Raw genomic sequence first — 25723 nt, 5'->3', positions numbered from 1 at the left:
ATGTTCGGAGGTACGGCAGTGCTCATCGCCGCGTCCCTGTTGATGAGGGCGGTGTAATCGGATGTGGTGCCCCCTTCTGTCGGCGACGGCGGCCGGCGCGGCGAGGGGCGCGATCGTCCCGGCGGCCGGGGGGGGGGCGCGGCGGGGGGCGGGGCGCCAAACTCCATACCGACAACGACTGCACTGCCTGCGCCGATGGCTGCGCAGCCGGGGCGTTACCCGCAGCGTCGCCAAATGAAAGAACTCTTTAATCGTCTAGACGGGTTGGGTGGCGCTGTCCGCGTCGGTGAAGCCGTAATGGCGGGCCAGGTCGTGTGTGGACACTGCGGAACCCGAGCGGTCGTGGATGTTCGGGTCCGTCGCCAGTGCGGCCACGCCCCGCCCGACGAATCGTGGCGACTCTGCCGCGCTGACGTCGAAACTCCCCTCGCCGGGGAGTTCGATCTCGACGCGGCCGTGGTCGGCCGTGCGCGCGGCGGCATCGACCAGTTCGGTCCGTACAAGGCCGGGCCACACCGATACGACGGACACGTTGCGCGGTCGGAGTTCCACCGCCATGTCGGCCGTCATCTTGTCGAGCGCTGCCTTTCCCACGCCGTACGCGGTGGTGTGGGAATACTGGCGCGCGCCCGCCGAGGAGATGTTGACGACAAGTCCCCCGCCCGCCGCGAACAGCAGGGGCGCCGCGTGGACGCCGGCGACGTAGTGCGACCGGGTACCGATGTCCATCACCTGATCCCACGCGGCGAGGGGCAGTTCCCAGAACGGCCTGCCGAGCCACGCGGCGAGGTCCGGCGACGAGAAGACGTTGTTCACCAGCAGGTCCAAGTGGCCGGCCTCCGCGCGTACGCGCTCGAACAGAGCCGCCACCTCCCGGTCATTGCGGTGGTCGCAGACAACGGGTATGCCCCTACCGCCCAGTGCCGTGACCGCAGCGGCGGTCTCGTTCACGGTGCCGGGCAGGGCACCACGGGTCACGCTCCGGCCCGTCACGTAGACCGTCGCGCCGGCCGCGCCGAGTTCGAGCGCGATGCCCTTGCCCACCCCACGGCTCGCTCCCGTGACGACGGCGATCCTGCCGGCCAATGGCTGATTCATGTCCGCTTCCTCTGTGACGTCACGGTCGAAGGCCCCATGGACACGTGAGGTCCACGGAGCCCTGTGCCGCGCTGCTGCTCCGACACATGCACCCTAGGCATAATTACACCAAGTGTAAAATTGCCCTGATGGTAGAGTCGGACTCATGACAGAGGACGGCCTGCGGCAGCGGAACAAGAACCGGAAACGGGAAGCGATCCTGCGAGCGGCCCACGACCTCTTCGTCGAGCACGGCTACGAGGCGACGACGATCACCGACATCGCCGAGAAGGCCGAGGTGTCCCGACGGACGGTCACCCTGTACTTCCCCGGCAAACTCAGCATGGCGCTGGCCCACCTCGACGCTCTCGAAGCCCGGCTCCAAGCCGCCATCAGCGAACGCGCACCAGGGTGGAGCATCATCGACGCCGTCGAGCAGTGGCTGTACAGCGAACTGGACCATCCGCACGAGGCGAACGCACTCACCGCACGCCTGCTGGCGCTCAACCCGGAACTCCAGGCGCCTTACAAGGCGCGCATGGCCGAGATCGTGGAGAGAGGGGCACGCCGCCTGGTCGAGGACATGCCCTCACCTCCCGACGAAAGAGACGCCGGCATGACGGCCGCAGCCGCGGCCGCGCTCTGCTCCTCCCTCGGCCCCACCCCGGCACGTTCCGACATCGTCGCGGTCATGACCTTCCTGCGCGGCGGCGTGGAAGCGCTGAAAGCGTAGGAGCTTTTCCGCAGAGGACGGGGGTCATCCGGTGAGGGCCGGGCCGTGGAAACGGACAATGCCAGGCGCGGCTCGGGGCCGCATCCGCAGGCAAACCACCCCGCAGATCCCCGGCGCCGAGCCGATGTCCCGTCACCCCCGTCTCCTGCCGCTGGACTTCGCTGCGTTCCACCAGATGCGCCCGACCGGCTACGACCGGTGCGCCAAGTCGTTCCTGCACAACTGGGCTGATGCAGAAGAGGCGACCGACGCGGCCTTCGAACGGATCTGCCTCAAGTGGTCCCCGGTCCTGGCCAGTGAGAACTACGAGGCACACGCGTGGCAGATCCTGCGCGACCAGGTCCACGACCACGAGAAAGCGCGCCGACGACGTCACCTGCTGGACGCGGCCGCCTTCGGCACCGCCGCGCTGCGTGAGACGTGTGGTGTCCTGGACGGTCTGGGTGAGGTGGGTGTCGAGGGCGGTGTGGCAGGTGGTGCCGGGGGTGGGGTGAGTGCGATGACGTCGTGGACCAGGGGGTGCACCTCGACCTGCCCGACCGTGAGTGCATCCCCGCCACCGACCAGCATTGTGGCTGGGGTATTGATGAGGCCGTACTGGTGGAGTGCGGCGAGGGCGGCGTCGAGTTCGGCGGCGGTGGCCTGCCGGCCGGGGGTGAACAGGAGGCGGGGGACGGGTGTGGGTTCGAGGAGTGCGAGGAGGAAGAGGGCAGGGCGGGCGAGGGTGTAGCCGTCGTCGTGGAGTTGGGCCAGGAGGAAATCGAAGGTGTGCCGCACCACGGTGCGGGCGATGTCCGGGTCGGCGGCCTGCGGGTGTTCGGCACCGACAAGGTCGCCGAACTCGGTATCCAGGGCGTCCTGGTAGGCGGCGAAGGTGCGGTAGCGGCTCGTGGGATGGGTGAGGTAGCGGCCCGCTGTGTCCAGGGCGAGGGCGGGTCCGCCGAGCCGCTCCCCGAGCGCGGCCGCCTCCTCGGCTGTGCCTGCGGTGGGCGCGGCGTCACGCAGGACGGCGCCCGAGGCTTCGGTGGACAGGGGTTGGAGGGAGACGAGGTGGGCGCTCGGTCCCCAGGTGGCGGGGGCGGTGTCGCGGGTCCGGCGGGCCGCGCCCTTGGCGCGGGCCGTTGTCGCGTTTCCGGGGCCCGTCGTCACACACGGGCGTTGCGCCCCGTGGTGCGGTCGTGCCGAATTCCCCGGATTCGCCGGTGGCTTGTGCCCGGAAGTGATTGGGTATGTGAGCCAAGCCGAAAGGCGCATCGGGGGAGGCGGCACATGGCTCGGAACGAACCCTTACCTTTATCGCCGTCACCGGACGACCCGTCACCTCCACCGCATGCGCCGCCCGCGCTCACACCCACGCCGGCCCTGCCGTCCGCGCAGCCGCCGACGACCGCCGAGGCCCGGGAGAACGCCTGGCGAATTCATCAGGCGCTCGGCGACTGGACCGCCCGGGTCGACAACAAGGCGAGCTTCGCCCTGACCCTGGAAGCCGCATCGGCCGCCGGGCTGGCGTCCCTGGCCAAGGATGGTTCTTTCGCGGGCCGCCGGGTGGACGGCGCCCTGAGCTCCCTGGTGCTGATCGCGCTGGTGGCCCTGCTGATCGGCGCGCTGTGCGCCATCGTCGCCATCCAGCCGCGCCTGCGGACACGGGCGGCGCGGGCTGCCGCCCCCGACAACTTCATCTACTTCGGACACGTACGGCATTGGGACCCGGTACGGCTCCGGGCCGCCCTGGGGCAGGAGGACCTGCTCCCGATGCTCAGCCGTCAGCTCGTCGTCATGAGCCAGGTCGCGTGGCGCAAACACCTGCTCGTGCAGGTGTCCTTGGCGCTGGCCGCCTTCGCGGTGGCACTCGTCGTCCTGGTGCTGCTCCTCGCCTGAACGCTCGCTCCGGAGGATGGGGGACATCCGTCATGAGCAGTTACGAATCGCTCCGCTCCGAACTTCTCGCCCTCTTCGACACGGTCACCGCAACCGCCGAGACCACCGGTGCGGCACATACCGCCGCACGGCTCCACGCGGCCCGGCGGCGGCTGACCGAGGGACGCCTCACAGTCGCGGTCTGCGGCGAGTTCAAACGAGGCAAGTCCACACTGCTGAACGCTCTCCTCGGGGAGCCCGACCTGCTGCCGACGGACACGGTGCTGACCACACGTCTGGTCACCACCGTGGAGTACGGGGCCACGGAAGAGATCGCCGTCGTCCTGGAGGGCGAAGAACCGGAAGACGAACCGACGGTCGCCCCGGAGGGGCACGGCGGGGACGGCCCGAGCGGCGATCCCGGCCAGGAAGAGCCGCGTACCGTCCGCAGGATCATCAGCAGGTCGGAGATCAGGGACTACGTCACCGAGGCGCACAACCCGCACAACGCACGGCGGGCCCTCCAGCTGGAGATCCGGACACCCAACCCCCGCCTGGAGTCCGGGATCCGGTGGGTCGACACACCGGGCGTCGGCGGTATGTACGAGGAGCACACGGCGGTGGCCCTCGCGTTCCTGCCACAGGCCGACGCGCTGCTGTTCGTGGCCGACGCCACTCAGCCACTGACGCAGCACGAGTCCGACTTCATCAAAACGGCGAGCGACGCCGCCGAGGTCGACGGAGACACAGACGCCCAGATATTCGTCCTGACGAAGACAGACCTGGTGGGCGCGTACGACCAGGTCCTGGCGGCTCTGACCGACAAGGTCGTGAAAGCCACCGGCCGTCCCGCCGGAGAGTTGACCATCGTCCCGGTCTCCGCCCGGGCCCGACTCGACCACCTGGCGGACGGCGACACGGCGGACTGGGAGCTGAGCAACTTCGCCGCTCTGGAGGCCGCCCTGTGGGCCGCGCTGAACCGGCGCCGAACCAAAGTGCTGCTGGGGGACGCGCTCACCGCCCTCGGAAGCGGTACGCAGGCCCTGATCGACCCCGTCGACGCGGCCATCGATGCCCAACGGCGCGCCACGAAGGCCGAGTTGGGGAAGCTCCGGGACGATTACGTCGCCCGTCAGGGCAGGCTGGAACAGCTGGGCAGGTCGAACTCGCTCTGGCGGTCGGAGCTGACGGCAGCGATGAACACCGTCCGCACGGATCTCCGCGGCCAAGCCTCCGCCGGTCTCAACCAGATATGGCTCACCGCGTACGCCGACTACCTCTACCAGAAGGAGTATCTGAAGAACCCCGACGCGCTGGTCCGCCAGATCAGCCTGGACGCGGCGGGTCTGGTGGCCACGTTGAACGAGACCGCGGGCCGGGAGGCCGCCCGCATTCTGCGCGAGTTCACCCTGAGCAGCGGTCTGTCACTCGGCAGCCCCCGGTTCACCCGGCTCCCGGACCCGCCGGTGCCGCCCGTGAATGTCAGGACCGGGGTCGGCCAGGACGAGCGGCCCCACTCCCTCGGGCGGCGGGTCCGGGAGGTGACGGTCGTCGCGGGCGCCGGTGGTGTCGTGGGGGCGGGCACCGGGGCCGGTGTGGGCGCGCTCCTCGGGACGCTGTTCCTGCCCGGCGCGGGGACGGCCGTGGGCGCCCAATTCGGTGCCTGGGCCGGGTCGATCGTCGGCGCGCTGTTCGGCGCGGGCGTGGGACACAGACACTCCGCCGAGGAGGCCGCGAAGCAGGAGCGGGAAGCCGAGCGCGGGAGCCTGAAGGAGACGCTGGCTCCGCTGCGGAAGTCGCAGGAGACGCACCTCCGGGCGTCGGTCGACGCGCTCGTCGCGGAGATGTCGACCGCCGTGGTGGCCGAACTGGAGAGCCGGATCACGCAGGAACGGGAGAGTGTCAACGCGTCCCTGGTGCGTATCCGGGAGACGTACGAGGCGCAGGAGCAGGACGCCGAGCAGCGCGTCCAGCGGCTCCAGAACGAGCGGATCCCCCTCCAGCGGACCCTGAACCGGCTCCAGGACATGGGCGAAGAGGCCACCCGTCCGGGCGCGGACCGGGAGCACCGGGACGAGCACCCGGGCGGCGGAGACGAGGACGGGGCCGGGGACGCCAGCGGGGAGGCCGGAAGCTGATGGATCTGGTTCGGGTGTACGCGGCCTTCGACCGGGCGGACGCCGCGCTCTCCGCCGCGGGCGGCGAGCCCGTGGCGGACGTTCGCCGGCTGCTGGCCGAGAGCAGGGCCCGGCTCGCGGCACGGATGCGTATCGCCCTCGTCGGACGGATCAGCTCCGGCAAGTCCACGCTCGTCAACGCCCTTCTCGGCGCGGCTCCCGCCCCCACCCACGCGCTCGAACTCACCTTCAACGTCTGCCGGTTCCGGCACGCGGACCCGGCCGGGCTGATCGTGCACCACAAGGACGGCGCGCCCCCCGCCGCGTATCCCCTGGAGGAAATGGAGCGACTGGCCGTACGGGCACGGGCCCGGGACCCGGAACTCCAGGCGCTGCTGCGGCGTATCGACCATCTGGAGATCGGTCATCCCAGTCCTCAGCTGCTGGCGCACGATCTGATCGACACCCCGGGGCTGGATTCGACCTACGGCGAGGACTCCGCCAACGCCCTCCGCTGGCTGGGCCGTTCGGGCGACGAGGTCCACGCGGCCTCGGTCCGCCACGCCGCTCGGGCCGACGCGCTCGTCGCGGTCTTCGACCGGGGGCTGTCCGGCGAATTCGCGGCGCTGCTCAAGGACTTCGCGGGCGCCGGATTCGACACGGCGGGACCGGTCACCACGGTCGGAGCGCTGACCAAGGTGGAGCACTACTGGCCCCAGGCTCCGGACCCCCTCGCGGAAGGGCGACGGGTCGCGGAGTTCCTGATGGAGTCGGCGGGGGCGCGGCGGCTGCTGTTCGAACTCCGGCCGGTGGCCGGGCTGCTGGGCTCGGCGGCGAGCACCTTCACCGAGGAGGACCACACGGATCTGGTGACACTCTCCCGGCTGGACCGGGACGCCTTGGCCAGGCACGTGCGCCGGGGCCCGCACTTCGCGGGCCGGGAGCTCCCGGACGTGCCGGTGCCCGCCGCACGCAGGTCCGCCCTGCTGGCCCGGTTCGGTGCGTACGGGATCGTGACCGCCTGCGGTCTGGTCCGCGAGGACCGTGAGGACATCGGGGCGCTGCGGGCGGAGCTGCTGGAGCGCAGTGGCGTCCAGGGCTTCCGGCGGTTGCTGCTGGACCACTTCGGGAACCGGGCGGATGTCATCAAGGTCAACCGCGTCGTCCAGCAGGCCCGTTCGCTCATCGGCCGGCTGCCGGCCGGTCCCCGACCGGCCCTGTCGGACCTGACCGCGCTGGAGTTCCGCGAACACGCCTTCCTGGAACTCGCCGTTCTGCGCGACCACTACGCCGGCCGGCTGACCCTCGGCGCACGGGAGACAGAGGAGCTGCTGAGGGTCACCGGCGAGCACGGGACCTCACCGGCGGCGCGGCTCGGGCTGCCGGAGGGCACGGCGGCCGGGGGCCTGGCGGAGGAGGCCGGGGCCGGTATCGGCCGCTGGGCGCGGGCGGACGCCCTGGGCGAGCACCGTGGCGCCTCGCGGGGCGCGGTCCGGGTGATCCGCCGTTCGTACGAGTTGCTGCTGCACCGCGTCACGGCGCCCGGGACGTCGGATGCGGTTGAGGCATCGGTTGAGGCATCAAGGGTCTCGGAGGCGCTCGACGCGTCCGGGGAAGGGACAGGGGCCGGGCATGGCTGAGTACGACATTCTGCGGCAGGAGATCCTCTCCCTGCTGGCGAGGATCACCGGGGCCGCCGAGGAGCGCGGCACGGCGGGCGAGACCACGGACCGGCTCTACGGAGCGCGCGAACGCCTCGCGTCGGGGCGGTTGTCGGTCGTGGTGTGCGGTGAGTTCAAGCGCGGCAAGTCGAGCCTGCTCAACGCGCTCCTGGAGCAGCCGAACCTGCTGCCCGTCGACATGTTCTTCACCACCCGGCTGGTCACCACGGTCGCGTACGGGGATCAGGAACGTATCCATGTGACCCTCGCCGGTCATGGGCCGGGGACGGAGGGAAGCGGGAGCGGACAGGGAAACCGGCCGGGGCGGACCGCGCCGCCCGAGCGCCGCCGGATCGAGCGCGCGCAGATCGGGTCGTACGCGGCACAGGGCACCACCCATCCGGACGCCGAGCGGGCGCTGCTCCTGGAGATCGAACTCCCGGACCCCCGGCTCGCGTCCGGGCTGGTCCTGGTCGACACGCCGGGGGTGGGCGGGGTGTACCACGATCACACGCTCGCGACCCAGCAGTATCTGCCCACGGCGGACGCGGTGTTGTTCGTGTCGTCGGCACAGGAGCCGTTGTCCGACAGCGAGGTCGGTTTCCTCGCACAGGCCGCGCACGCGGTCGGGGCGGCCGACCGCCCGGACGCGATGATGTTCGCCCTCACCCATATCGATCTGGTCACCGACGTGGACGACTTCCTGGCGGGTGTGCGGGCCCGGATCGCCGAGGTGACCGGGAAGCCCGTGGCCGCCATCGAGGTCCTGCCCATTTCGAGCACCGCGAAGATCACCGGCCTGGTGACGGGGAACAGGGACCTGCTGCACCACTCGGGCTTCGCCCGGCTGGAGGCCGCGGTGTGGTCCCGGCTGGCCCGTCACCGGGCCAAGGTACTGCTCGGCGGGGCGCTGTCCGAGCTGGAGTCGGCCGTCCACGTTCTTCTCTCACCGCTGCGGGCGGAGGAACAGGCTCAGCGGGAGACCGGCCGCGCCCGGGTCGAGAGCCTGGAGCAGGAGATGGAACGGGAGTCCGCGCGGCTGGCGGAACTGGCGGACGGCGCGGCCTCCTGGCGTGCCGAGCTGCAGGACGAACTCTCCTTGCTGGAAGGGAGGCTGGGCGAGCGCGGGGCGGCCGAGTTCGACACCGTGTGGCAGCGGGCCGAGCAGGAATACCTTCAGGTGGACCGCTATCTCCAGGAACCGGACCAGCTCGCCGACCGGGTCAACAGCGATCTGGGGGTGGCACTGAGCGCGCTGAGCACATGGGGCGCCGGGCAGGCGGCCGGGACCCAGCGCGACATCACCGAGCGGATCGGGCTCGAACTGACCGGCAGCGCCCTGCGCGGCCTTCCGTCGCCTCCGGTGGTGGATCTCGGCGCCTTCGGAAGGCTGCACCGGCCGACCCGGCGGGTGATCCACCGTACGGAGGCGGAGTACGAGACGGTGACGGAGACCGTCACACTCCCCCGCAGCCCCCGCAAGCAGGCGATCGCCACCGGGATCGGCCGGATCCTGGGCAAGGGATTCCAGCGGGCCACCGAGGCCACCATGGACTACTTCTCGCCGCCCCGGACCGAGACCTTCACCAGAAGGGTGCAGGTGCGCCCCGCCTCCGAGTGGGAGGAGGTGGTCACGGAGGAGATCCCGCCCGAGGTGATGGCCGCGAGGCGGCGGGAACTCTCCGTGGCACTCCAGGACGCGAGGAGCACGCAGACCCACCGGATCGGGGCGGTGGTGGAGCAGACGATGGCGGAGTTCCGACGAGAGATCAGCGCGGACCTGGACAGCCGGATCACCCGGGAACGGCAGCGCATCGACGACACACTGCCCCGGCTGCGCGGCACCCTCGTGCGCACCGAGGCGGAAGGCGCACTCCGGCTGGCCGAACTGACCGAGGAGCAACGCCCGTTGGCGGAGGCGGAGAGCCAGGTTAACCGGCTGGCGTCAGCGGTCGGCCGACTGTCCGGCACGGAAAGCGGAGAAGACGGAGAAGGCCGGGAAGACGGAAGTGCGGGGCACTTCGACGGCACGGGGGACGGCGCGTAGTGGCGGACGATCTGGAGAGACGGGTCGCGGCCGCCTTCGCCGCCGCGCTCACGCCGCTGACCGACGGCGGCCCTCGCACAGCCCTGCTGCGCCAAGCGCTGGAGGCCGAGAGGGACCGGGCTGCCGGGTTGATGAGGGTGGCGGTGGTGGGCCGTATCAGCACCGGAAAATCGACACTCGTGAACGCGCTCATCGGTGAGGAGCGCGTCGCCACCGGCTCGCAGGAACTGACCTTCAACGTCAACCGTCTCCGGCACGGTGACACACCGGGCCTCACGATCCACTACAAGGACGGCCGGCCGCCGGTCACCACCAGCCTGGACCGGCTCGAATCGCTGACGGTCAGGCGCGAGGAGTACGCCGGGGAACTGCGGGGGATCTCGGAGATCGTCGCCGAGATCGGGGCGCCGTATCTGAAGAAGTTCGAGCTGATCGACACACCTGGGCTGGACTCCCGGTTCGTCGAGGACTCGCGCAACACCTTCGACTTCCTCGGTATCGACCCCGACGAACTCGACCGGTCGACGCTGCGCCACGCCTCGGCGGCGGACGCGTTGATCCTGGTCCTCTCGATCCGGGGGCCCTCGACCGTCGACGCGGATCTGCTCGCGCACTTCCTCGGCCCGAGATTCGCCACGTCCACCCCGCTGACCACTCTGGGAGTCCTCACCAAGTGTGAGCACCTGTGGCAGCCGGGCGGCCCGCATCCACTGGAGCGGGGGCGCGCGCTGGCGGGGCGGACCATGAGCGAGGCGCCCGGTATGAAGCAGCGGCTGTACGAACTCACCCCGGTGTGCAGCCTGATAGGGCAGGCGGCGGGCACTCTGGACGACAGCACACTGGCGAGCTTCCGGGCCCTGGCCGGCGTACCGGGGAACACCCTCGTCGCGGCGCTGTCGATGGCGTCGATGTTCTGCGCGGAGGGGTCCGGTCTGCCGCTCGACGCCACCGAGCGCCGGCGGCTGTGGACCCGCTTCGGCGCGTACGGCATCCACTCGGCCTGCGAGGCGGTGCGCGATCACGTGCGTACGGTGCCGGAGCTGCGGGCCCATCTCATGCGCGACAGCGGCATGGAAGCCCTGCGGGACCGGCTGGCCGGGCACTTCGGGCACCGGGCCGCCCTGCTGAAGCTGGACTCCGCCGCCGAGCGCGTGCGCTCCATGCCGGCCCGGCTGGCCGCCGGTCTCGGTCCCCGGGAGCGATCGGCGCTGGACGAGGCGATCGGTGTCATCGAGGCGCTGGTCGTCGACGAACCGGGTTTCGCCCAGCTCAACACCCTGCGGCGGCTGTACGCCGGTGCACTGGGCTTCAGCGACGCGGAGGCGCGTGAGATCCGGCAGTGTGTGGGCGAGTTCGGGCGCCGTCCCGCCGACCGGCTCGGGCTGCCCGCGGAGACCCCTGTGGAGGAGCTGCGCCGGCAGGCCCGGCTCCGGCACACGACCTGGCTGGTGCGCTGGCAGGGCGGCGCCCTGTCCGGAGCGAGCCGGGAGGCCGCCCGGGTGGTGGTGCGGTCGTACGAGTACCTCCTCGCGGAACTTGACGAGCCCGGCCGGGTCGACCGGCCGGGCTGATCAGCCGGGCTTGGCGGGGTCACCCGGCTGTCGTCGTCACCAGCCAGTCCCCGCTGAGGACCTGGTCGCCGACCCCGGCGTGGAAACGGGTGACCGTTCCGGCGCGGGTGACCGTGAGGTCGAGGAGTGATCCGTCCGGTGCGCGGACCTGGGCGAGCACCGAGCCGACCGTGAACCGGCCGCCCTGCGGCACCCGCCAGGACAGCAGCGTCGACGCGCCCGGGGGCAGGGCCCAGGAGAGCGGCGTGCGGTCCTGGGCCGGGCCGAGGGACGGTGTCCTGCGCCCGGCGCGCCCGGCGGTTCCGCGTAGGGCCCAGGCGGCGGCGCCCTGCGACACGGCCGTCTGTGGATCCTCGGCCTGGCGGACCGGCAGCCGCAGGGTGCGTGCGAGGTGTTCGGACACCCCCGGCAGGCGGCTGCACCCGCCCACCGCCACCACCGCGGACACCACCGGCGGGGGGTGTGCCTCCGGACGCGTCGCGGTGTGCTCCGACCGGACCGTGCGGAGCAGTTCGGCGCAGCGGTCGGTGGTCTGCTCCAGCAGGGGTCTGACCAGGGTGTCGAGCCGTTGGCGGTCGAGGGTCAGCCGTACCTCGGCGGGGGTGAACACGTCCGTCGCGGTCGTCTCCGCGCCCAGCCGGTGCTTGAGCCGCTGGGCGAAGTCCCGCAGATCCATCCGGGCCCGGTCGGCCGCCTCGTCCGGGCCGTCGAGGAGCCGCCGCAGGCCCTCGCCGCCGACGTCGCGCAGATACCCGACGACGGCCGCGTCGATGTCGCGTCCGCCGCAGTCGTCGAGGGTGGCGTGGCCGAGCACCTGATGGCCGTCCTCCTCGATGGTGACGACCGCGGTGTCGAAGGTGCCGCCGCCGAAGTCGTGGACGAGGACGGTGGTTCCGGGCGGCAGGGGGCCGCCCGCCAGGGGGGCGAAGGCCGCAGCGACCGGTTCGGGCACCACCTCGGGGGCGGGGATCCCGGCCGCGTGTGCTGCGGCGAGGAGGTCCGTCAGACGGATGTCCCCGGGGCCGTAGGAGGCGGGGACGGTCAGGACGGCCCGCCCGAGCGGGCCGCCGTTCAGCCGCTCGGCCTCCGCCCGTACGGACTGGAGCAGGGCCGTGACGAGCACGGTGGGGCGGTAGCTGCGCCCGGCGAGTCGCAGGGGGGTGTCCTGCCCCAGGTAGCGTTTCAGTTCGTCGCGGTGGTCGGCCGGCGCGAGGCGTTTGTGGGTGACGGCGAGGGTGCCGACCCGGGGGAGGTTCCCGTCGATGAACACGGCGGAGGGCCATGACCAGTTGCCGCTGGCGGGCTCGCGCAGCTGCCGGGTCCGGGAGCCGTCGGCCAGGGTGGCGCACGTACCCGACGTACCGAAGTCGATGGCGAGCACGGGATCTGTCAGGTCCGTCATGACGGACCGCTTCCCGGCGCCCACGTGCCCCCGGCGGGGGCCACCGGCGGCGCGCCGTCGGTGAGGTTCCAGATCAGGACGGCGCCGTCGTCCTGGCCCACGGCCAGTCTGCCGCCGTCCGGGCTGAACGCCATCGACAGCACCTCCCCCGGCACACTCAGGTCCCCGAGCGGCTCACCGCCGGCCAGGGACCAGATCTGGATGTCGCGGTCCGTGTACCCGGCGAGCAGAAGGCGGCTGCCGCTCCGGGCCGCCTGCGCGACGTGCCGCGCGTCGATCCTGAGCACCGCGCCCGGCCGGTGCCCGGCGGCCAGGACCCCACCCGGCGCGACGGCCACCAGGGGAGCTCCCCCGTCGGCGGTCAGCCCGCCGAACAGAGCCAGCGGCAGCAGCCCGTCATCCAGATCGCCGAGGGTGTCGAGCAGGGTGAACGCCCGAACGTCACCCAGCAGCAAGGCGTCGCCGACGCGCGTCGCCAGCCCGCCCGCGTCGCCGCGCAACTCCTCGGAGGCCAGTTCCGTCCAGTTGTCCGTGGTCCAGCCGAGCGTCCGGGACCCGTCCGCCGCCGCCAGCCAGGCGCCGCGGTCACCGAAGGTCATGGTCTCGATCCCGTCCTCCGTGTCGAGCGACGTCAGATGAGTGTCCGCCGCGAAATCGAAGATCTCGATTCCGCCCCCTTCCAGTCCCGCGGCGATCAGACCGCGTCGGGAGTCGACGGCCAACCCGGTCACGGGGCGGGCCAGTTCGACCGTGGGGGCGGATTCGCCGGTGGTGAGTTTCCGGATGATGACGGTCCCGTAGTGGTCAGCGGTCACCAGGAACTGTCCGTCGGGGCTGAAGGCGAGTGCCCCCACGGGGGCCTGATGCGCGCTCCACACCATCAGGGGCGGGTCGGCGGGCAGTTGGAGGGTGGCGGTGGTGAAGGCGGCCGACGCGCCTGCGGCGGTGGTGACGATCCAGTCGCCGGAGTGCACCGTATGCCGGACCTGCGCATGCCAGTTGACGACCGTCCCGGAGGTGTCGGCGATCAGATGGTGGATGGCGCCCTCCCGGTCCCGGATCCGCGCGAGGGTGTCACCGGCCCGGAAGGAGCCGCCGGTGGCGACCTGCTGACGGATGAGTTCCGCACGCCCTGACGGCAGTTCCCAGGCCAGCGGGGTGATGCCGGGGGCGGGCCTGGCGGGCCGGATGACGCGTGCGGGCGTGGCCCGCGCCCACACCGCCGCCCCGAGGACCACCGCGTGCTGGGCGTTCTCCGGCTGCCGGATCGGCACACCGAAGTGGCGCGTGAGGTGATCGGTGACGACGGGGCTGCGGCAGGTGCCGCCGACCGTCAGCACGGCCGTTATCTGGCTGGGGTCACAGCCCGCCGCCTTGATCAGGTTGGTGCAGCGGTCGATCGTCCTGTTGAGGAGCGGGGTGGCCAGGGCCGTGAGGGTCTCACGGTCCAGGGTGACCTGGATGTCGGTACGGGTGAACTCCTCCGCGTTCTCACCGCTGCTCAGCTGCTCCTTGAGCTCCAGCGAGAGGTCGTTCAGATCCAGTTGGGCTCTGAGCATCGCCTCCGGGGTGGTCCCGGCGGTGGTGGGCGGGCGGACACCGGCGAACTTCTTCTGGAGCTCCGCCGCAACCCGGGCGTCCAGGTCGCGCCCTCCGCAGTCCTCCAGGGCGCCGTGCCCGAGCACTTCGTATCCGCTCGCCCCGACCCGTACGAGCGCGGTGTCGAAGGTGCCGCCGCCGAAGTCGTACACCAGGATGAGATCCCCTGGCACGAACGGTTTCCCGGCCGGCGGGGAGAGCGCCGCCGCGACCGGTTCGGGCAGCAGCTCGGCGACGCCGAGCCCGGCGTCGGCCGCGGCCTCCAGCATGGCCCCGCGCCGGGGGTCCTTCGGCCCGTAGGAGGCGGGAAAGGTGAGCAGCGCCTCGGTGACGGGCCATCCGGACAGCCGCTCGGCCTCGGCCCGCAGCCTGCGCAGCAGTGTGGTGAGCAGTTCCTCGGCCGTACGCGAGACGCCGCCCAGCCGGATCGGGGCGCGCTGTCCGAGGTCGCGTTTGAACTCGTGCCGGTACCGCTCGGGATGGACGCGTTTACGTCTCTCAGCGGCCCGGCCCACCAGTAATGTGTCGCCCTCCGCGTACACCGCGGAGGGCCAGTTGGACGACCCGCCCACCGGGTCGTGCAGCAGACGCACCTCGTCACCATTCAGCAGCGCCGCCTGCGTGGTGCTCGTACCGAAGTCGACGCAGAGCACGGGCGCGGTCAAGTCAGCCAAAATCGTCCCCCCGTTCCACAGAGACAACAAAGTAGTTGAACCGGGTGAAATCCGGCGGCGGAACGGGCAGAGTTGTCTCACTCCGCTCGTCGGTCGGCCCGTCCCCCGATTCAGCCTTCGCGCTGTTCCTTCCCCCCGCGGGGCGCTCAGAATGCCGCGGCAACTCCAGTGAAGCGAGGTTCTGATGCCAAATAAGTACGGTGGTGTACGCCGTCTCTCGTTCGGGGTCGACACCGAGGGTTCGACCCGTCGTACGGTGCCGAACCAAATACGTGACCAGGAACGGTTGTTGGCGATCCTTGAAGAGTCGTGCGAGGCGGCGGGCATCGACCGGGACGCGTGCGCCAGACAGGCCCAGGGCGACGGCGAGCTGCTGATCCTGCCGCCCGGGATCGTGGAGACGCGGGTGATCCCTTCCCTGGTGCGGGAGTTGAAGAGGGTCCTGCGCACGGACAACGGCGGCAGGACGGCCGAGAACCGGCTGCGGCTGCGGGCCGCCGCGGCGGTGGACAATGTCCACATGACCGCGGGCGGCTACGCCGGGGACGGTGTCGTCGCCACCACCCGGCTGCTCGACTCGGCGGAATTCAAGTCGGCGTTCAGGGCGCGGCAGGAACCGGATCTGGCGTTCGCCCTCTGGGACGACCTGTACCGGAGCCTGGTACGCAACGAATACGACGAGCAGCTCTCACCGCCTACGTTCCATGCCGTACGCATCGCGGGATACGACCTGCGGGCCTGGTTCCACCTTCCGGGCGGGGCGACGGGAGACCCCGAGCGGGGGACGTCCGGACCGGGGTCATCCGTGGCCGGAGTGTCCGGCGCCGGACTGCCGGCCCTCGGGGGCGGAGAGCCCTCGGGTGCCTCGGCACCCCCCGGGTCCCGCCCGGCCACCTTCATCGCCGCGCCGTTCATCGGCCTCGGCGGTCCGAGGGGCGATGACACGCACCCCCAACTGCCCCCGCAGGGTGTCCCGTGGGAGCAGCCGCACCGGGAGCCAGACGCCGGGCGAGGCACTGGGTCAGGTGGCCAGGGAAGGGGCACGGAGGACCCCTTCGGACAGGGCGGCGGCCTCCCGGCCGACACTTCTCCCGATCCGGATCCCGATCCCGATGCGGACCCGTACTTCGACCCGTACGACGACGAATCGGACCCTCAGGAGAGCTGACGCGTGCCGCGACAGGACCGCCCTGCGGGACGCCGCCTCGCCCGGTCGGCCTCGGCCGGGGTCTGTCGTCCGGATCAGGCCGGATCAGGGGGCGCCCGCCGCGGCGGCGGCTGATGTCTCGTTGGTACGTGCGATCCCAAGGCCGAGGGGGAGGCATGGCGCAGCCGTGCCGGCCGACGACAACGCAGGGGGCACCTCCCATGGCCCCTGGGGGCTACGGGGGCTACGGGAAGAGGGCACCCGCACCAGGGACCGCGAGCCCGGCCTGACCCGACGACAGCCCCTAGGGCCGGTCGTCGGGGCTCGGGACGACCCGGCCCGCCTCGTACGCGGCGATCGGCGCCTCCACCCGGTTGCGCACCGCCAACTTGGCGAGAATCGCGCTGACATGGGCCTTGACCGTGCCCTCGACCAGATAGAGACGCTCGCCGATCTCCGCGTTGGACAGCCCGCAGCCGACCAGCGCGAGGACTTCGTGCTCCCGCTCCGTCAGCCGCTCCGTGAGCGGTCTGACCGCTGCCGCGCCCGAACCGCCGGCCCCCAGCCCCGCCACGACGCGGGCACACGTCGCACGGCACGGCCCCGTCGGTAAGCATCTTGGCCGCCTCACTGCGGTCCACCGTCTGCGCCTTCCCGGATGCCCAGCAATCCGCAGTGTGGAGCACTTGCCGGGTCCCGCTCGGCATCCGCTGGATGACCCACTCGGTCGCGGGCGGGGGCGGCTTGCTCGACGCTCCGACGCGCTCCTTCTCGGCTTTGATCCACTGATCGGTGCGCTCCAGATCCCTGGCCTGGACACGGCGTAGGAAGCGGAGTGCGTCGAGGCGCCCCTCCTGAAAATCAAACACAAGTACGAGCCCAGGGGTCTGGCGCCGGACGGAATATCGGTCCCGGGGGCGGCTCACACGTGGGCTACGGGGGCCGGGCGCATCCTGTACGTCCGGATCGGCCGCGCCCAGAGCCACGGAGTGCCAGGACCCGCTCCCGGGGAAAGTGGCCGGCGGCCTGGATTGCGCAGGCGCAGCTACCCACACCATGATCGTGGACCGATCCCCCTGCGGCGGGCCAGACAGCGGGCACCGAACTTCTCCTCCTGTGCGCTGCGGCCGGCGCCGATGGGGCAGAACGCCTGCCCTGCGAGCCGCTGTCGCTCCGCAGCGTCGGCCACGCCACGAGCCGTCAGCCGCCGGCTCTGGCGCGCGGAGGCCGAGGCAACCAGCAGCGCGGTCGTCCAGCCTTGCACCCTGCTGAGCCGGCGGAGGACGGCCCGGTTGGTCGGGCCGGGCGGCGAGGACTCGTTCGACGCCGCGGCCCGCCGGTCACCCCCGCCGCGCCGCACGAGACCGATGCCGAGCCCGCACCCGCCCAGGGCCCCGCGCACCATCTGCGGCAGGACAGTGCCTAGCTCGTGTGCGGCCCGCCCATGCTTGGCATGCGGCAGCGTTGCCATCCTCGTTCACACTGGGCCACCGGGTTCACTCTCCGACGGCATCGCTGGCAGACGCTGTTCGAGAGACCACCGAGCTTCTGTGAGCAGCGACTCGGCACGTTGCAGAGCAGCAAGCAGTTTCGGGAACCCCGCGTCCACGCCCCGGATCCCCATCGGCACCATCGGTGTACGTGTCGAACGGTGGCATGGCATTGCCGAAGTCCTGGCGGATCATCCGAAGATCCGGGATCAGCCCCAACCGCATGACGTCAGTCGCCAAGGCCGTCCTCACCCATGAGAGGCACCGCTGAAGAGGCCCGGTGATCTCACGCGCGCGCCAGAGCCTTCTGGGACTTCCGGGCGCATAAACAGGCATGAGGATGAAAGACCTGAAAGGCCGTCTCTGCTTGTCAGCGCCCCATGCCTTCCCATCGCAGCAGGTCAGAGAACAGGCCGGTCTCTTCCGGGACATCTGGTCTGCAGGGCCTTCGACTCCACTTCGAGCGTCACAAGCCCTCAGCGTTGCACCGTAGCTCGCCGCCTTGGCTCCGACTGACCTGACCAACGTGCGCCTGACACTCAATCAGAATAAGCGTCACAAGTGTCATTTCAGCGTCAGGATACCGCCCGTAACACCCACCCCGCACATAATGCGCACTCACAAAACGCCAGGTCAGGAGGGATTTGCGATGGGCTCAAGGATCGCCACGCGATGCCCGCGCGCCAGGCTTCACGATCAGGCCTGCCCCTTCGATACTGATTGCGCCGGGAACGGGCTAGGAAACAAGCTTGGTGACCCGTCAGGAAAGCCGGCGTCAGCTCGCCAGGGACCGTCACCGATCGCCAGGGCGTACGGCCCGTCACACATCGACCGACCAGCTAGCACCCAGCTCAGAGGCCTGGCTGGTAGACCTTTCGAGGAGGATCCGTTGAGAATGCTCATCAATGTCCCGGAGACCGTGGTCGCCGACGGGCTGCGGGGGATGGCCGCCGCGCACCCCGAGCTCTCCGTCGACGTGGACAACCGGGTGATCGTACGCCGGGACGCGCCCGTCGAGGGAAAGGTGGGGCTCGTCTCGGGCGGTGGTTCCGGGCACGAGCCGCTGCACGGTGGATTCGTCGGGCCCGGGATGCTCTCCGCCGCCTGTCCGGGTGAGATCTTCACCAGCCCCGTGCCCGATCAGATGGTGCGGGCCGCCTCCGCCGTCGACGGTGGCGCGGGCGTGCTGTTCATCGTCAAGAACTACACCGGGGACGTCCTCAACTTCGACATGGCCGCGGAGCTGGCCGAGGACGAGGGTGTCCGCGTCGGCAAGGTCCTGGTCAACGACGACGTCGCCGTGACGGACAGTCTCTTCACCGCCGGGCGGCGCGGTACGGGAGCCACCCTCTTCGTGGAGAAGATCGCCGGCGCCGCCGCCGACGAGGGCGCCCCGCTGGAGCGGGTCGAGGCGATCGGGCGGCAGGTGAACGAGAACGCCCGCACCTTCGGTGTCGCCCTCAGCTCCGTGACCACCCCGTCCAAGGGCAGCCCGACGTTCGACCTGCCGGACGGCGAGCTGGAGCTGGGCATCGGTATCCACGGCGAGCCGGGGCGTGAGCGGCGCGCCATGATGACGTCGCGTGAGATCGCCGACTTCTCCGTCGACGCGGTGCTGGAGGACCTGCGCCCGACCGGCCCGGTGCTCGCGCTCGTCAACGGCATGGGCGGTACGCCGCTGCTGGAGCTGTACGGCTTCAACGCGGAGGTCCAGCGGGTGCTTGCCGAGCGGGGCGTGGCGGTGGCCCGTACGCTCGTCGGCAACTACGTGACCTCGCTCGACATGGCCGGGTGCTCGGTGACGCTCTGCCAGGTCGACGAGGATCTGCTGCGGCTCTGGGACGCGCCGGTGCAGACGCCGGCCCTGCGCTGGGGCCGCTGACCCGCGGGCGGGTACATCCGTCACGTACGCCCGACGCTCTTCGAGGAGACCTTGTGTCCGACCAGGATTCCGAGCCGGTGCTCGACGTCGATTTCTTCCGCCGCTGGCTCACGACGGCGGCCGCTTCCGTGGAACGGGAGGCGGACCGACTCACCCAGCTCGACTCGGCGATCGGCGACGCCGACCACGGCAACAATCTGCAGCGCGGCTTCCGGGCCGTGACCGCGGAGCTGGAGAAGGCGTCGCCGGAGACGCCCGGCGCCGTGCTGATCCTCGCGGGGCGGCAGTTGATCTCGACCGTGGGCGGGGCTTCGGGGCCGCTGTACGGGACGCTGCTGCGGCGTACGGGCCGTCAGCTCGCCGACTCCGCCGAGGTCACCCGGGCCCAGCTGGCCGAGGCGCTCGGCGCCGGGGTCGCCGCCGTGGCGCAGCTGGGCGGCGCGAAGGCCGGGGACAAGACGATGATCGATGCGCTGGAGCCCGCGGTGGCGGCGCTCGGCACCTCCTTCGCGGCTGCCTCGACGGCCGCCGAGGAGGGCGCGGTGGCGACCGTGCCGCTCCAGGCCCGCAAGGGCCGGGCCAGCTATCTCGGTGAGCGCAGCATCGGGCATCAGGACCCGGGCGCCACGTCCTCCGCGCTGCTGATCGCGGCTCTCGCGGCGACGGCGGGCGAATGAGTACCGAGAAGCCGGTCGGTGTGGTGATCGTGTCGCACAGCCGGGCGGTCGCGGAGTCCGTCGCCGAACTGGCCGTCGAGCTGGCGGGCGGGGGCACGACCGCTCCGGTGGCCGCCGCCGGCGGCACGCCGGACGGCGGGCTCGGGACGAGTTCCGAGCTGATCGCGGGCGCCGCGGCCCGGGTGGACCGGGGCTCCGGTGTCGTCTTCCTGGTCGATCTGGGCAGCGCCGTGCTGACCGTCAAGTCGCTGCTGGCGGAGGGCGACGAACTGCCGGAGGGCGCACGGCTGTTGGACGCGCCCTTCGTGGAGGGCGCGGTCGCGGCCGTGGTGACGGCGTCGGCGGGCGCGGACCTGAACGCGGTGGAGGCGGCGGCCGTGGAGGCGTACAGCTACCGCAAGGTCTGACGCCGCCCGGCTTCGGGGATGGTACGCGGGGAGAGCGTCGGCGACGGTACGCGGGGAGAGACGGGCCACACTTTGTGCAACTGGTTGCACAAAGTGTCCCGGCCGGGCTACTACTGAGGCGCAGCCGTCGCGCGAGGAGCCCCCACGATGAACCCGTACCCGACCCCGTACCCCCGTCTGCTCAGCCCGCTCGACCTGGGATTCGTCACCCTGCCCAACCGGGTGCTGATGGGTTCGATGCATGTCGGCCTGGAAGAGGCCGAGAACGGCTTCGCCCGCATGGCCGCCTTCTACGCGGCCCGCGCGCACGGCGGGGTCGGGCTGATGGTTACCGGCGGCATCGCGCCCAACGACCGGGGGCGGCCCTACGAGGGCGGCGCCCGGCTCACGACCGAGGCCGAGGCCGAGCGGCACCGGCAGGTGACGTCGGCCGTGCACGCGGCGGGCGGGCGGATCGCGATGCAGATCCTGCACTTCGGGCGGTACGCCTACCACCCGGACCTGGTGGCGCCGAGCGCGCTCCAGGCCCCCATCAGCCCCCATGTCCCGCACGCCCTCACCGACGACGAGGTGGAGGAGACGGTCGAGGACTTCGTACGGGCGGCGGAGCTGGCGCGGCTGGCCGGGTACGACGGCGTCGAGGTCATGGGCTCCGAGGGCTATCTCGTCAACGAGTTCATCGCCGCGCGGACCAATGCGCGCGAGGACCGGTGGGGCGGTACGTACGAGAACCGCATCCGCTTCCCGGTGGAGATCGTCCGCCGTATCCGCGAACGCGTCGGTCCCGACTTCATCCTCATCTACCGTCTGTCGATGCTCGACCTGGTGCCGGGCGGCTCCTCACTGGCCGAAGTCGTCACCCTCGCCAAGGAGATCGAGGCGGCGGGCGCGACGCTGATCAACACCGGGATCGGCTGGCACGAGGCACGCATCCCGACGATCGCCGCCTCCGTGCCGCGCGGCGCGTACACCTGGGTGACCAAGGCGCTGATGGGCTCGGTCTCCGTACCGCTGATCACCAGCAACCGGGTCAACACCCCAGACGTGGCAGAGCGGTTGCTGGCCGAGGGGCGCGCGGACATGGTCTCGATGGCACGGCCCTTCCTGGCCGATCCCGACTTCGTCGCCAAGGCGCGCGACGGACACGCCGACACGATCAACACCTGCGTCGGGTGCAACCAGGCCTGCCTGGACCACACGTTCAGCGGGAAGATCACCTCCTGTCTGGTCAACCCGAGAGCCTGCCACGAGACCGAGCTGGTCCTCTCCCCCACCCGGCGTGCCAAGCGGGTCGCGGTCGTCGGGGCCGGTCCCGCCGGGCTGGCCTGCGCCGTGTCCGCCGCCGAACGCGGCCACTCGGTCACGCTGTTCGAGGCGGCGGCCGAGATCGGCGGGCAGCTCAACGTCGCCCGACGGGTCCCCGGCAAGGAGGAGTTCGACGAGACCCTGCGCTACTTCCGCGGCCGGCTCGCGCGGCTCGCGGTCGACGTACGGCTCAACACCCCCGTCACGGCTGGTGAGTTGACGGAAGGGGCGGCCGGGTTCGACGAGATCGTCGTGGCGACCGGGGTCACCCCCCGTACACCGGCCATCAAGGGCATCGACCACCCCCGCGTGGTCGGCTATCTCGATGTGCTGCGCGGCGCCGCCGACGTGGGCGAGCGCGTCGCGATCATCGGCGCGGGCGGCATCGGGTTCGACGTCGCCGAGTTCCTCACCGACAGTGGCGAGCGGGCGAGCCTCGACGCGGAGGCCTACTTCCGGCAGTGGGGGGTCGACACCGGCTACCGCTCGCCCGGCGGGCTCGTGGAACCCGTACGGACGAAGCCGCCGAGGACGGTCCACCTGATCCAGCGAAAGACGGGGAAGGTCGGCGCGGGGCTCGGCAAGACCACCGGGTGGATCCACCGCACGGAGCTGCGCCACCGGGGAGTCACCATGATCGCGGGCGCCGTCTACGACCGTATCGACGACGAGGGACTGCATCTGACGGTCGACGGAACGCCCACCGTTCTGCCGGTGGACACGGTGGTCCTCTGCGCCGGACAGGAGCCACGGCGTGAGCTGTACGACGCGCTCCGCGCGGCGGGTGCCCCGGCGCACCTCATCGGGGGCGCGGACGTCGCCGCCGAACTCGACGCCAAGCGCGCCATCGACCAGGGGACGCGGCTGGCGGCCACGATCTGACGGACGCCCCGAACTCTAGGATGCGCTCATGTCCCTCCCCCACGCCATCCTGACCGCGCTCCTCGAAAAACCCTCGTCGGGCCTGGAGCTGACCCGGCGCTTCGACCGCTCGATCGGCTACTTCTGGTCGGCGACGCATCAGCAGATCTACCGGGAGCTCAGCAGACTGGAACGGTCGGGCCACATCCGCGCGCTGGAGTCCGCGCGGCCGGCGCGGGGGCGGAAGAAGGAGTACGAGGTGCTGCCGGCCGGGCGCGCCGAGCTGACGGGATGGGTGTCGGCACGGGAGGATCCGAAGCCCGTACGGGACCCGTTGCTGCTCAGGATGCGGGCGGCGGCGGTGGTCGGCATCGACGACCTTCCCGACGGCCTCCCCGACGAGCTGCGCCGCCATCTCGCGCTCCATGAGCGGCAGTTGGCCGAGTACAGGGACATCGAGGCGCGGGACTTCGCGCCGAAGGCGGAGGAGACGGGGACGACTGCGCCGAAGCCGGAAGCGGACGCGGAGCCGGAGGCTGCCGGGCCGACGGAGGCGGACCGGCTGAGGCATCTGGTGCTGCGGGCCGGAATCGACCTGGAGCGTATGTGGGTCGAGTGGCTCACCGAGGCGCTCCGCGAGGCGAGCACCGCGCCGGCCGGGTCCGACGGCGCGTAACCGGCCCTTGGCCTCCTCCGGCGGATCCTCATGGATCGGTCCGGGGCGACCGGGGCGGTGCGTCGGTCGCCTCGCGGGGGATGGGCCTCGTACCGGACGTACCCGGACGCGTCCGACGACGCGGCGAGGTGCCGCACCGGACGCCCCGGGCCCGCGAGGATCCGTCGGACGGGCCCTGGGCGGACGGTGTCGTTCCCCGGCGCCGAGGGTCGTCCGGCACCGTGCGCGGGCTCCGACATACTGGACCCTCGCGATCAACTGCCGTACGGAACCGGAGACATGGCCATGGACGACGACGGGGACGGCCGGGAATCCGGCCCCCAGGACCGGACCCCTCCTTATCGGCGCACCGGCCGGCCCGAACGCCACGCGGTGGTGATCGGCGGCAGCGTCGCCGGCCTGCTCGCTGCGCATGTGCTCGCCGCGCACGCCGACCGCGTGACGATCGTCGAGCGCGACCGGTTCCCCGACGGCGCGCGGCCACGCTCCGGTGTCCCCCAGGGAAGCCACACCCACATACTGCTCGGCGGTGGACAGTTGGCGCTGGAGGCTCTCCTCCCCGGGGTCGTCGGGGAGTTGCGGGTGCACGGCGCGCCCCGGGTGGGGATGCCGAGCGACATGGTCCAGTGGCAGGCGGGCAGTTGGTACCGCCGTACGCCCGCCACCGACCATCTCCTCACCCCCTCCCGTCCGCTCCTCGAATGGGTCGTGCGCCGCAGGGTCCTCGCCGATCCGAGAATCAGGACGGTGCAGCGTAGGGAGGTGGTGGGCCTGCTCGGCGACGCGTTCCGGACGACCGGCGTGCTGCTGCGGGAGCGCGGCGCCGCGACCAAGGAGATGGCCGAGAACGCGGCGAGGAACGGCGCCGCGGCCCGCGGTGGTGTCGTCACCCGGGCGCTGGCAGCCGATCTGGTCGTGGACGCCTCGGGCCGCAGTTCACGGGCGCCCGCGTGGCTCTCCGCCGTCGGCGCCGATCCGGCCCCGGAGGAGAGGCTCGACAGCGGACTCGTCTACGCGAGCCGCGTCTACCGTCCCGGCAAGGACGACGGCACCACCGACACCGTCGGCTACTACGTCGTCCCCGACCCCGCCCAGCTGTGCGGCGGCGTCGCGCTGCCGATCGAGGACGGCCGCTATCTCGTCACGCTCGCGGGGCTGCGCGGGAGTGAACCCCCCTCCAACGAGGAGGAGTTCGCGGACTTCGCCGTCTCGCTCCCGCATCCGTTCCTGCACGACTGGCTGAAGCGGGCCGAGCCGGAGTCGCCCGTGCGCTCGTTCCGCGACTTGGCCAACGTCCGCCGCCGGTACGACCGTCCGGGCCGCCGCCCGGCGGGTTTCCTCGCGACCGGCGACGCGCTGTGCATGTTCAACCCGGTCTACGGTCAGGGCATGACGGTCGCCGCGCTCAACGCCGTCGCGCTGCGCGAGGCGCTGGCGGACCGGCGCCGTACGCCCTCGACCCTGCGCGTTCAGCGGGCGATCCTCGCCTCTTCGCGACAGGCCTGGGACATCTCGGCGGGGGCGGACAAGAAGATGCCGGGCGCCGTGGGCAACGCGGTTCGCGCGCGTGCGCTCGACCGGCCCTCGGCCTGGTACGTCAAGCGGGTGCAGCGCAGGGCGGGCGGAAACCCGGTCGTGGGTGCGGCGTTCCGGTCCGCCATGCACCTCGCGGCCCCGCTGAGTGCGCTGTTCACACCGGAGGTGGCACGCGCGGTGCTGTTCGGGCCCGTGCCGCGCACCCCCGCCGGACCGCCGATGTGGCGGGAGCCCGAGGGCGACACCTCGGGCACCGAACACGCCTGGGGCACCTGATAACTTCTACATCACTGTAGAAACAGCCACTGTCCGCGCCGGCCTTCCCCCCGGCACGGGCGGCCCGAGACATACGGAGCACTCATGGCCCTGTGGGATCGCATCAAGGAATCCGCCCAGACGATGCAGACCCAGCTGGAGGCGAAGAAGAACGATCTGAAGAGCGGCGCGTTCCGCGACGCCAGCATGGCGATGTGCGCCCTGGTCGCGGCGGCCGACGGTTCCATCGACCCGGCCGAGCGCCAGCGCGTCACCCAGCTGATCACGAGCAACGACGTGCTGAAGAACTTCCCGCCCGCCGACTTGCAGAGGCGCTTCGACGAGTATCTGAACCAGCTCGTCAGCGACCCGGGGCTCGGCAAGGTCAACGTGCTCCAGGAAGTCGCCAAGGCGAAGAAGAAGCCGGCCGAGGCGCGTGCCGTCGTCCAGATCGGCATCATCATCGGCGGCGCCGACGGGAACTTCGACGCGCAGGAGCGGGCCGTCGTACGGGAGGCGTGCCTGGCGCTCGACCTCCAGCCGCAGGAGTTCGACGTCTAGGACGTGCGGTGAACGGAGCGTCGTCCGCCGTGTCCCCCGCGGTGAGGACACGAGGGCGAACCCGCTCCGTCGTCGATCGTCGGACGGGCCGCGTGTGCGGCCCGTCCGACGATTTGGGGGGGGGCCCCACCCGGGCCCGGGGCCCCCCGGCCGGGCGGGGGCCCCCCCCCCGAACCGGGGGGGGGCAC

The 25723-nt window shown here is 71.5% G+C and carries 18 protein-coding genes and 2 pseudogenes; 15 read left to right on the top strand and 5 right to left on the bottom strand.

Annotated features, from left to right (window positions below; translation table 11 throughout):
* Nucleotides 1-255: 255 nt before the first annotated feature.
* Nucleotides 256-1098, bottom strand: a complete 843-nt coding sequence (locus ACFWU9_RS35045) for an SDR family NAD(P)-dependent oxidoreductase (RefSeq protein WP_384325128.1) — start codon at nucleotides 1096-1098, stop codon at nucleotides 256-258.
* 145 nt (nucleotides 1099-1243) lie between these two features.
* Between ACFWU9_RS35045 and ACFWU9_RS35040 the strand changes: the two genes are divergently transcribed.
* The gene (locus ACFWU9_RS35040; protein ID WP_384325127.1) at nucleotides 1244-1810 is read left to right on the top strand and encodes a TetR/AcrR family transcriptional regulator; all 567 of its coding nucleotides are present in this window, start codon (nucleotides 1244-1246) and stop codon (nucleotides 1808-1810) included.
* 372 nt (nucleotides 1811-2182) lie between these two features.
* Here ACFWU9_RS35040 and ACFWU9_RS35035 read toward each other — a convergent pair whose 3' ends face one another.
* Nucleotides 2183-2959, bottom strand: a complete 777-nt coding sequence (locus tag ACFWU9_RS35035; RefSeq protein WP_384325126.1) for a hypothetical protein — start codon at nucleotides 2957-2959, stop codon at nucleotides 2183-2185.
* Between the two features lie 120 nt (nucleotides 2960-3079).
* Here ACFWU9_RS35035 and ACFWU9_RS35030 point away from each other — a divergent pair, with 120 nt between their 5' ends.
* Genes ACFWU9_RS35030 through ACFWU9_RS35010 form a run of 5 tightly spaced genes read left to right on the top strand, consistent with a single transcriptional unit; the run spans nucleotide 3080 to nucleotide 11063 of the window.
* Entirely contained in the window at nucleotides 3080-3688 is a 609-nt protein-coding gene (locus tag ACFWU9_RS35030; protein ID WP_384325125.1) for a Pycsar system effector family protein, read from the top strand.
* A 32-nt stretch (nucleotides 3689-3720) separates the two neighbouring features.
* Nucleotides 3721-5805 (top strand): dynamin family protein, encoded by a 2085-nt coding sequence (locus tag ACFWU9_RS35025; protein ID WP_384325124.1) that lies wholly within the window; start codon nucleotides 3721-3723, stop codon nucleotides 5803-5805.
* Nucleotides 5805-7424 carry a dynamin family protein gene (locus ACFWU9_RS35020; protein WP_384325123.1) on the top strand — a complete coding sequence of 540 codons (1620 nt, stop codon included), beginning with the start codon at nucleotides 5805-5807 and terminating at the stop codon, nucleotides 7422-7424. Before ACFWU9_RS35025 ends, ACFWU9_RS35020 begins: the two co-directional genes overlap by 1 nt.
* Nucleotides 7417-9492 (top strand): dynamin family protein, encoded by a 2076-nt coding sequence (locus ACFWU9_RS35015; protein WP_384325122.1) that lies wholly within the window; start codon nucleotides 7417-7419, stop codon nucleotides 9490-9492. Before ACFWU9_RS35020 ends, ACFWU9_RS35015 begins: the two co-directional genes overlap by 8 nt.
* The gene (locus ACFWU9_RS35010) at nucleotides 9492-11063 is read left to right on the top strand and encodes a dynamin family protein (protein WP_384325121.1); all 1572 of its coding nucleotides are present in this window, start codon (nucleotides 9492-9494) and stop codon (nucleotides 11061-11063) included. The genes ACFWU9_RS35015 and ACFWU9_RS35010 overlap by 1 nt, the downstream gene beginning before the upstream one ends.
* Nucleotides 11064-11082: 19 nt before the next feature.
* Here ACFWU9_RS35010 and ACFWU9_RS35005 read toward each other — a convergent pair whose 3' ends face one another.
* Nucleotides 11083-12465: an Hsp70 family protein gene (locus ACFWU9_RS35005; protein ID WP_384325120.1), complete on the bottom strand. Its 1383-nt coding sequence runs from the start codon at nucleotides 12463-12465 to the stop codon at nucleotides 11083-11085.
* The gene (locus ACFWU9_RS35000; protein ID WP_384325119.1) at nucleotides 12462-14729 is read right to left on the bottom strand and encodes an Hsp70 family protein; all 2268 of its coding nucleotides are present in this window, start codon (nucleotides 14727-14729) and stop codon (nucleotides 12462-12464) included. The genes ACFWU9_RS35005 and ACFWU9_RS35000 overlap by 4 nt, the downstream gene beginning before the upstream one ends.
* Nucleotides 14730-15027: 298 nt before the next feature.
* Here ACFWU9_RS35000 and ACFWU9_RS34995 point away from each other — a divergent pair, with 298 nt between their 5' ends.
* Nucleotides 15028-15906 carry a hypothetical protein gene (locus ACFWU9_RS34995; RefSeq protein WP_384325118.1) on the top strand — a complete coding sequence of 293 codons (879 nt, stop codon included), beginning with the start codon at nucleotides 15028-15030 and terminating at the stop codon, nucleotides 15904-15906.
* Between the two features lie 283 nt (nucleotides 15907-16189).
* Here ACFWU9_RS34995 and ACFWU9_RS34990 read toward each other — a convergent pair.
* Nucleotides 16190-16465 (bottom strand): annotated as a pseudogene (locus tag ACFWU9_RS34990) (LuxR C-terminal-related transcriptional regulator); the annotation flags it as partial.
* A gap of 1073 nt (nucleotides 16466-17538) precedes the next feature.
* Between ACFWU9_RS34990 and ACFWU9_RS34985 the strand changes: the two are divergent.
* The 8 genes and pseudogenes from ACFWU9_RS34985 to ACFWU9_RS34950 form a co-directional block, all read left to right on the top strand.
* Nucleotides 17539-17646 (top strand): annotated as a pseudogene (locus ACFWU9_RS34985) (IS5/IS1182 family transposase); the annotation flags it as partial.
* 618 nt (nucleotides 17647-18264) lie between these two features.
* A complete protein-coding gene (gene dhaK, locus ACFWU9_RS34980; RefSeq protein WP_384325117.1) occupies nucleotides 18265-19257 on the top strand; it encodes a dihydroxyacetone kinase subunit DhaK in 993 nt (330 codons plus the stop codon).
* Nucleotides 19258-19334: 77 nt separating this feature from the next.
* Nucleotides 19335-19934 carry a dihydroxyacetone kinase subunit DhaL gene (gene dhaL, locus ACFWU9_RS34975; protein WP_384325130.1) on the top strand — a complete coding sequence of 200 codons (600 nt, stop codon included), beginning with the start codon at nucleotides 19335-19337 and terminating at the stop codon, nucleotides 19932-19934.
* Complete coding sequence (locus ACFWU9_RS34970; protein ID WP_384325116.1) at nucleotides 19931-20341, top strand: PTS-dependent dihydroxyacetone kinase phosphotransferase subunit DhaM; 411 nt, start codon at nucleotides 19931-19933, stop codon at nucleotides 20339-20341. Before dhaL ends, ACFWU9_RS34970 begins: the two co-directional genes overlap by 4 nt.
* A 147-nt stretch (nucleotides 20342-20488) precedes the next feature.
* Entirely contained in the window at nucleotides 20489-22528 is a 2040-nt protein-coding gene (locus ACFWU9_RS34965) for an FAD-dependent oxidoreductase (RefSeq protein WP_384325115.1), read from the top strand.
* 28 nt (nucleotides 22529-22556) lie between these two features.
* Nucleotides 22557-23183 carry a PadR family transcriptional regulator gene (locus ACFWU9_RS34960; protein ID WP_384325114.1) on the top strand — a complete coding sequence of 209 codons (627 nt, stop codon included), beginning with the start codon at nucleotides 22557-22559 and terminating at the stop codon, nucleotides 23181-23183.
* 285 nt (nucleotides 23184-23468) lie between these two features.
* Nucleotides 23469-24995 carry an NAD(P)/FAD-dependent oxidoreductase gene (locus tag ACFWU9_RS34955; RefSeq protein ID WP_384325129.1) on the top strand — a complete coding sequence of 509 codons (1527 nt, stop codon included), beginning with the start codon at nucleotides 23469-23471 and terminating at the stop codon, nucleotides 24993-24995.
* A gap of 84 nt (nucleotides 24996-25079) precedes the next feature.
* On the top strand, nucleotides 25080-25535 hold the full coding sequence (locus ACFWU9_RS34950) for a tellurite resistance TerB family protein (protein ID WP_384325113.1): 456 nt from the start codon (nucleotides 25080-25082) through the stop codon (nucleotides 25533-25535).
* The last annotated feature ends 188 nt before the right edge of the window (nucleotides 25536-25723 follow it).

The sequence above is a fragment of the Streptomyces sp. NPDC058653 genome, from assembly GCF_042716895.1.
In the GTDB taxonomy this organism is placed as follows: domain Bacteria; phylum Actinomycetota; class Actinomycetes; order Streptomycetales; family Streptomycetaceae; genus Streptomyces.
The sequence above is the reverse complement of the archived record's forward strand: the minus strand, read 5'-3'. Positions and strand labels throughout refer to the sequence as shown.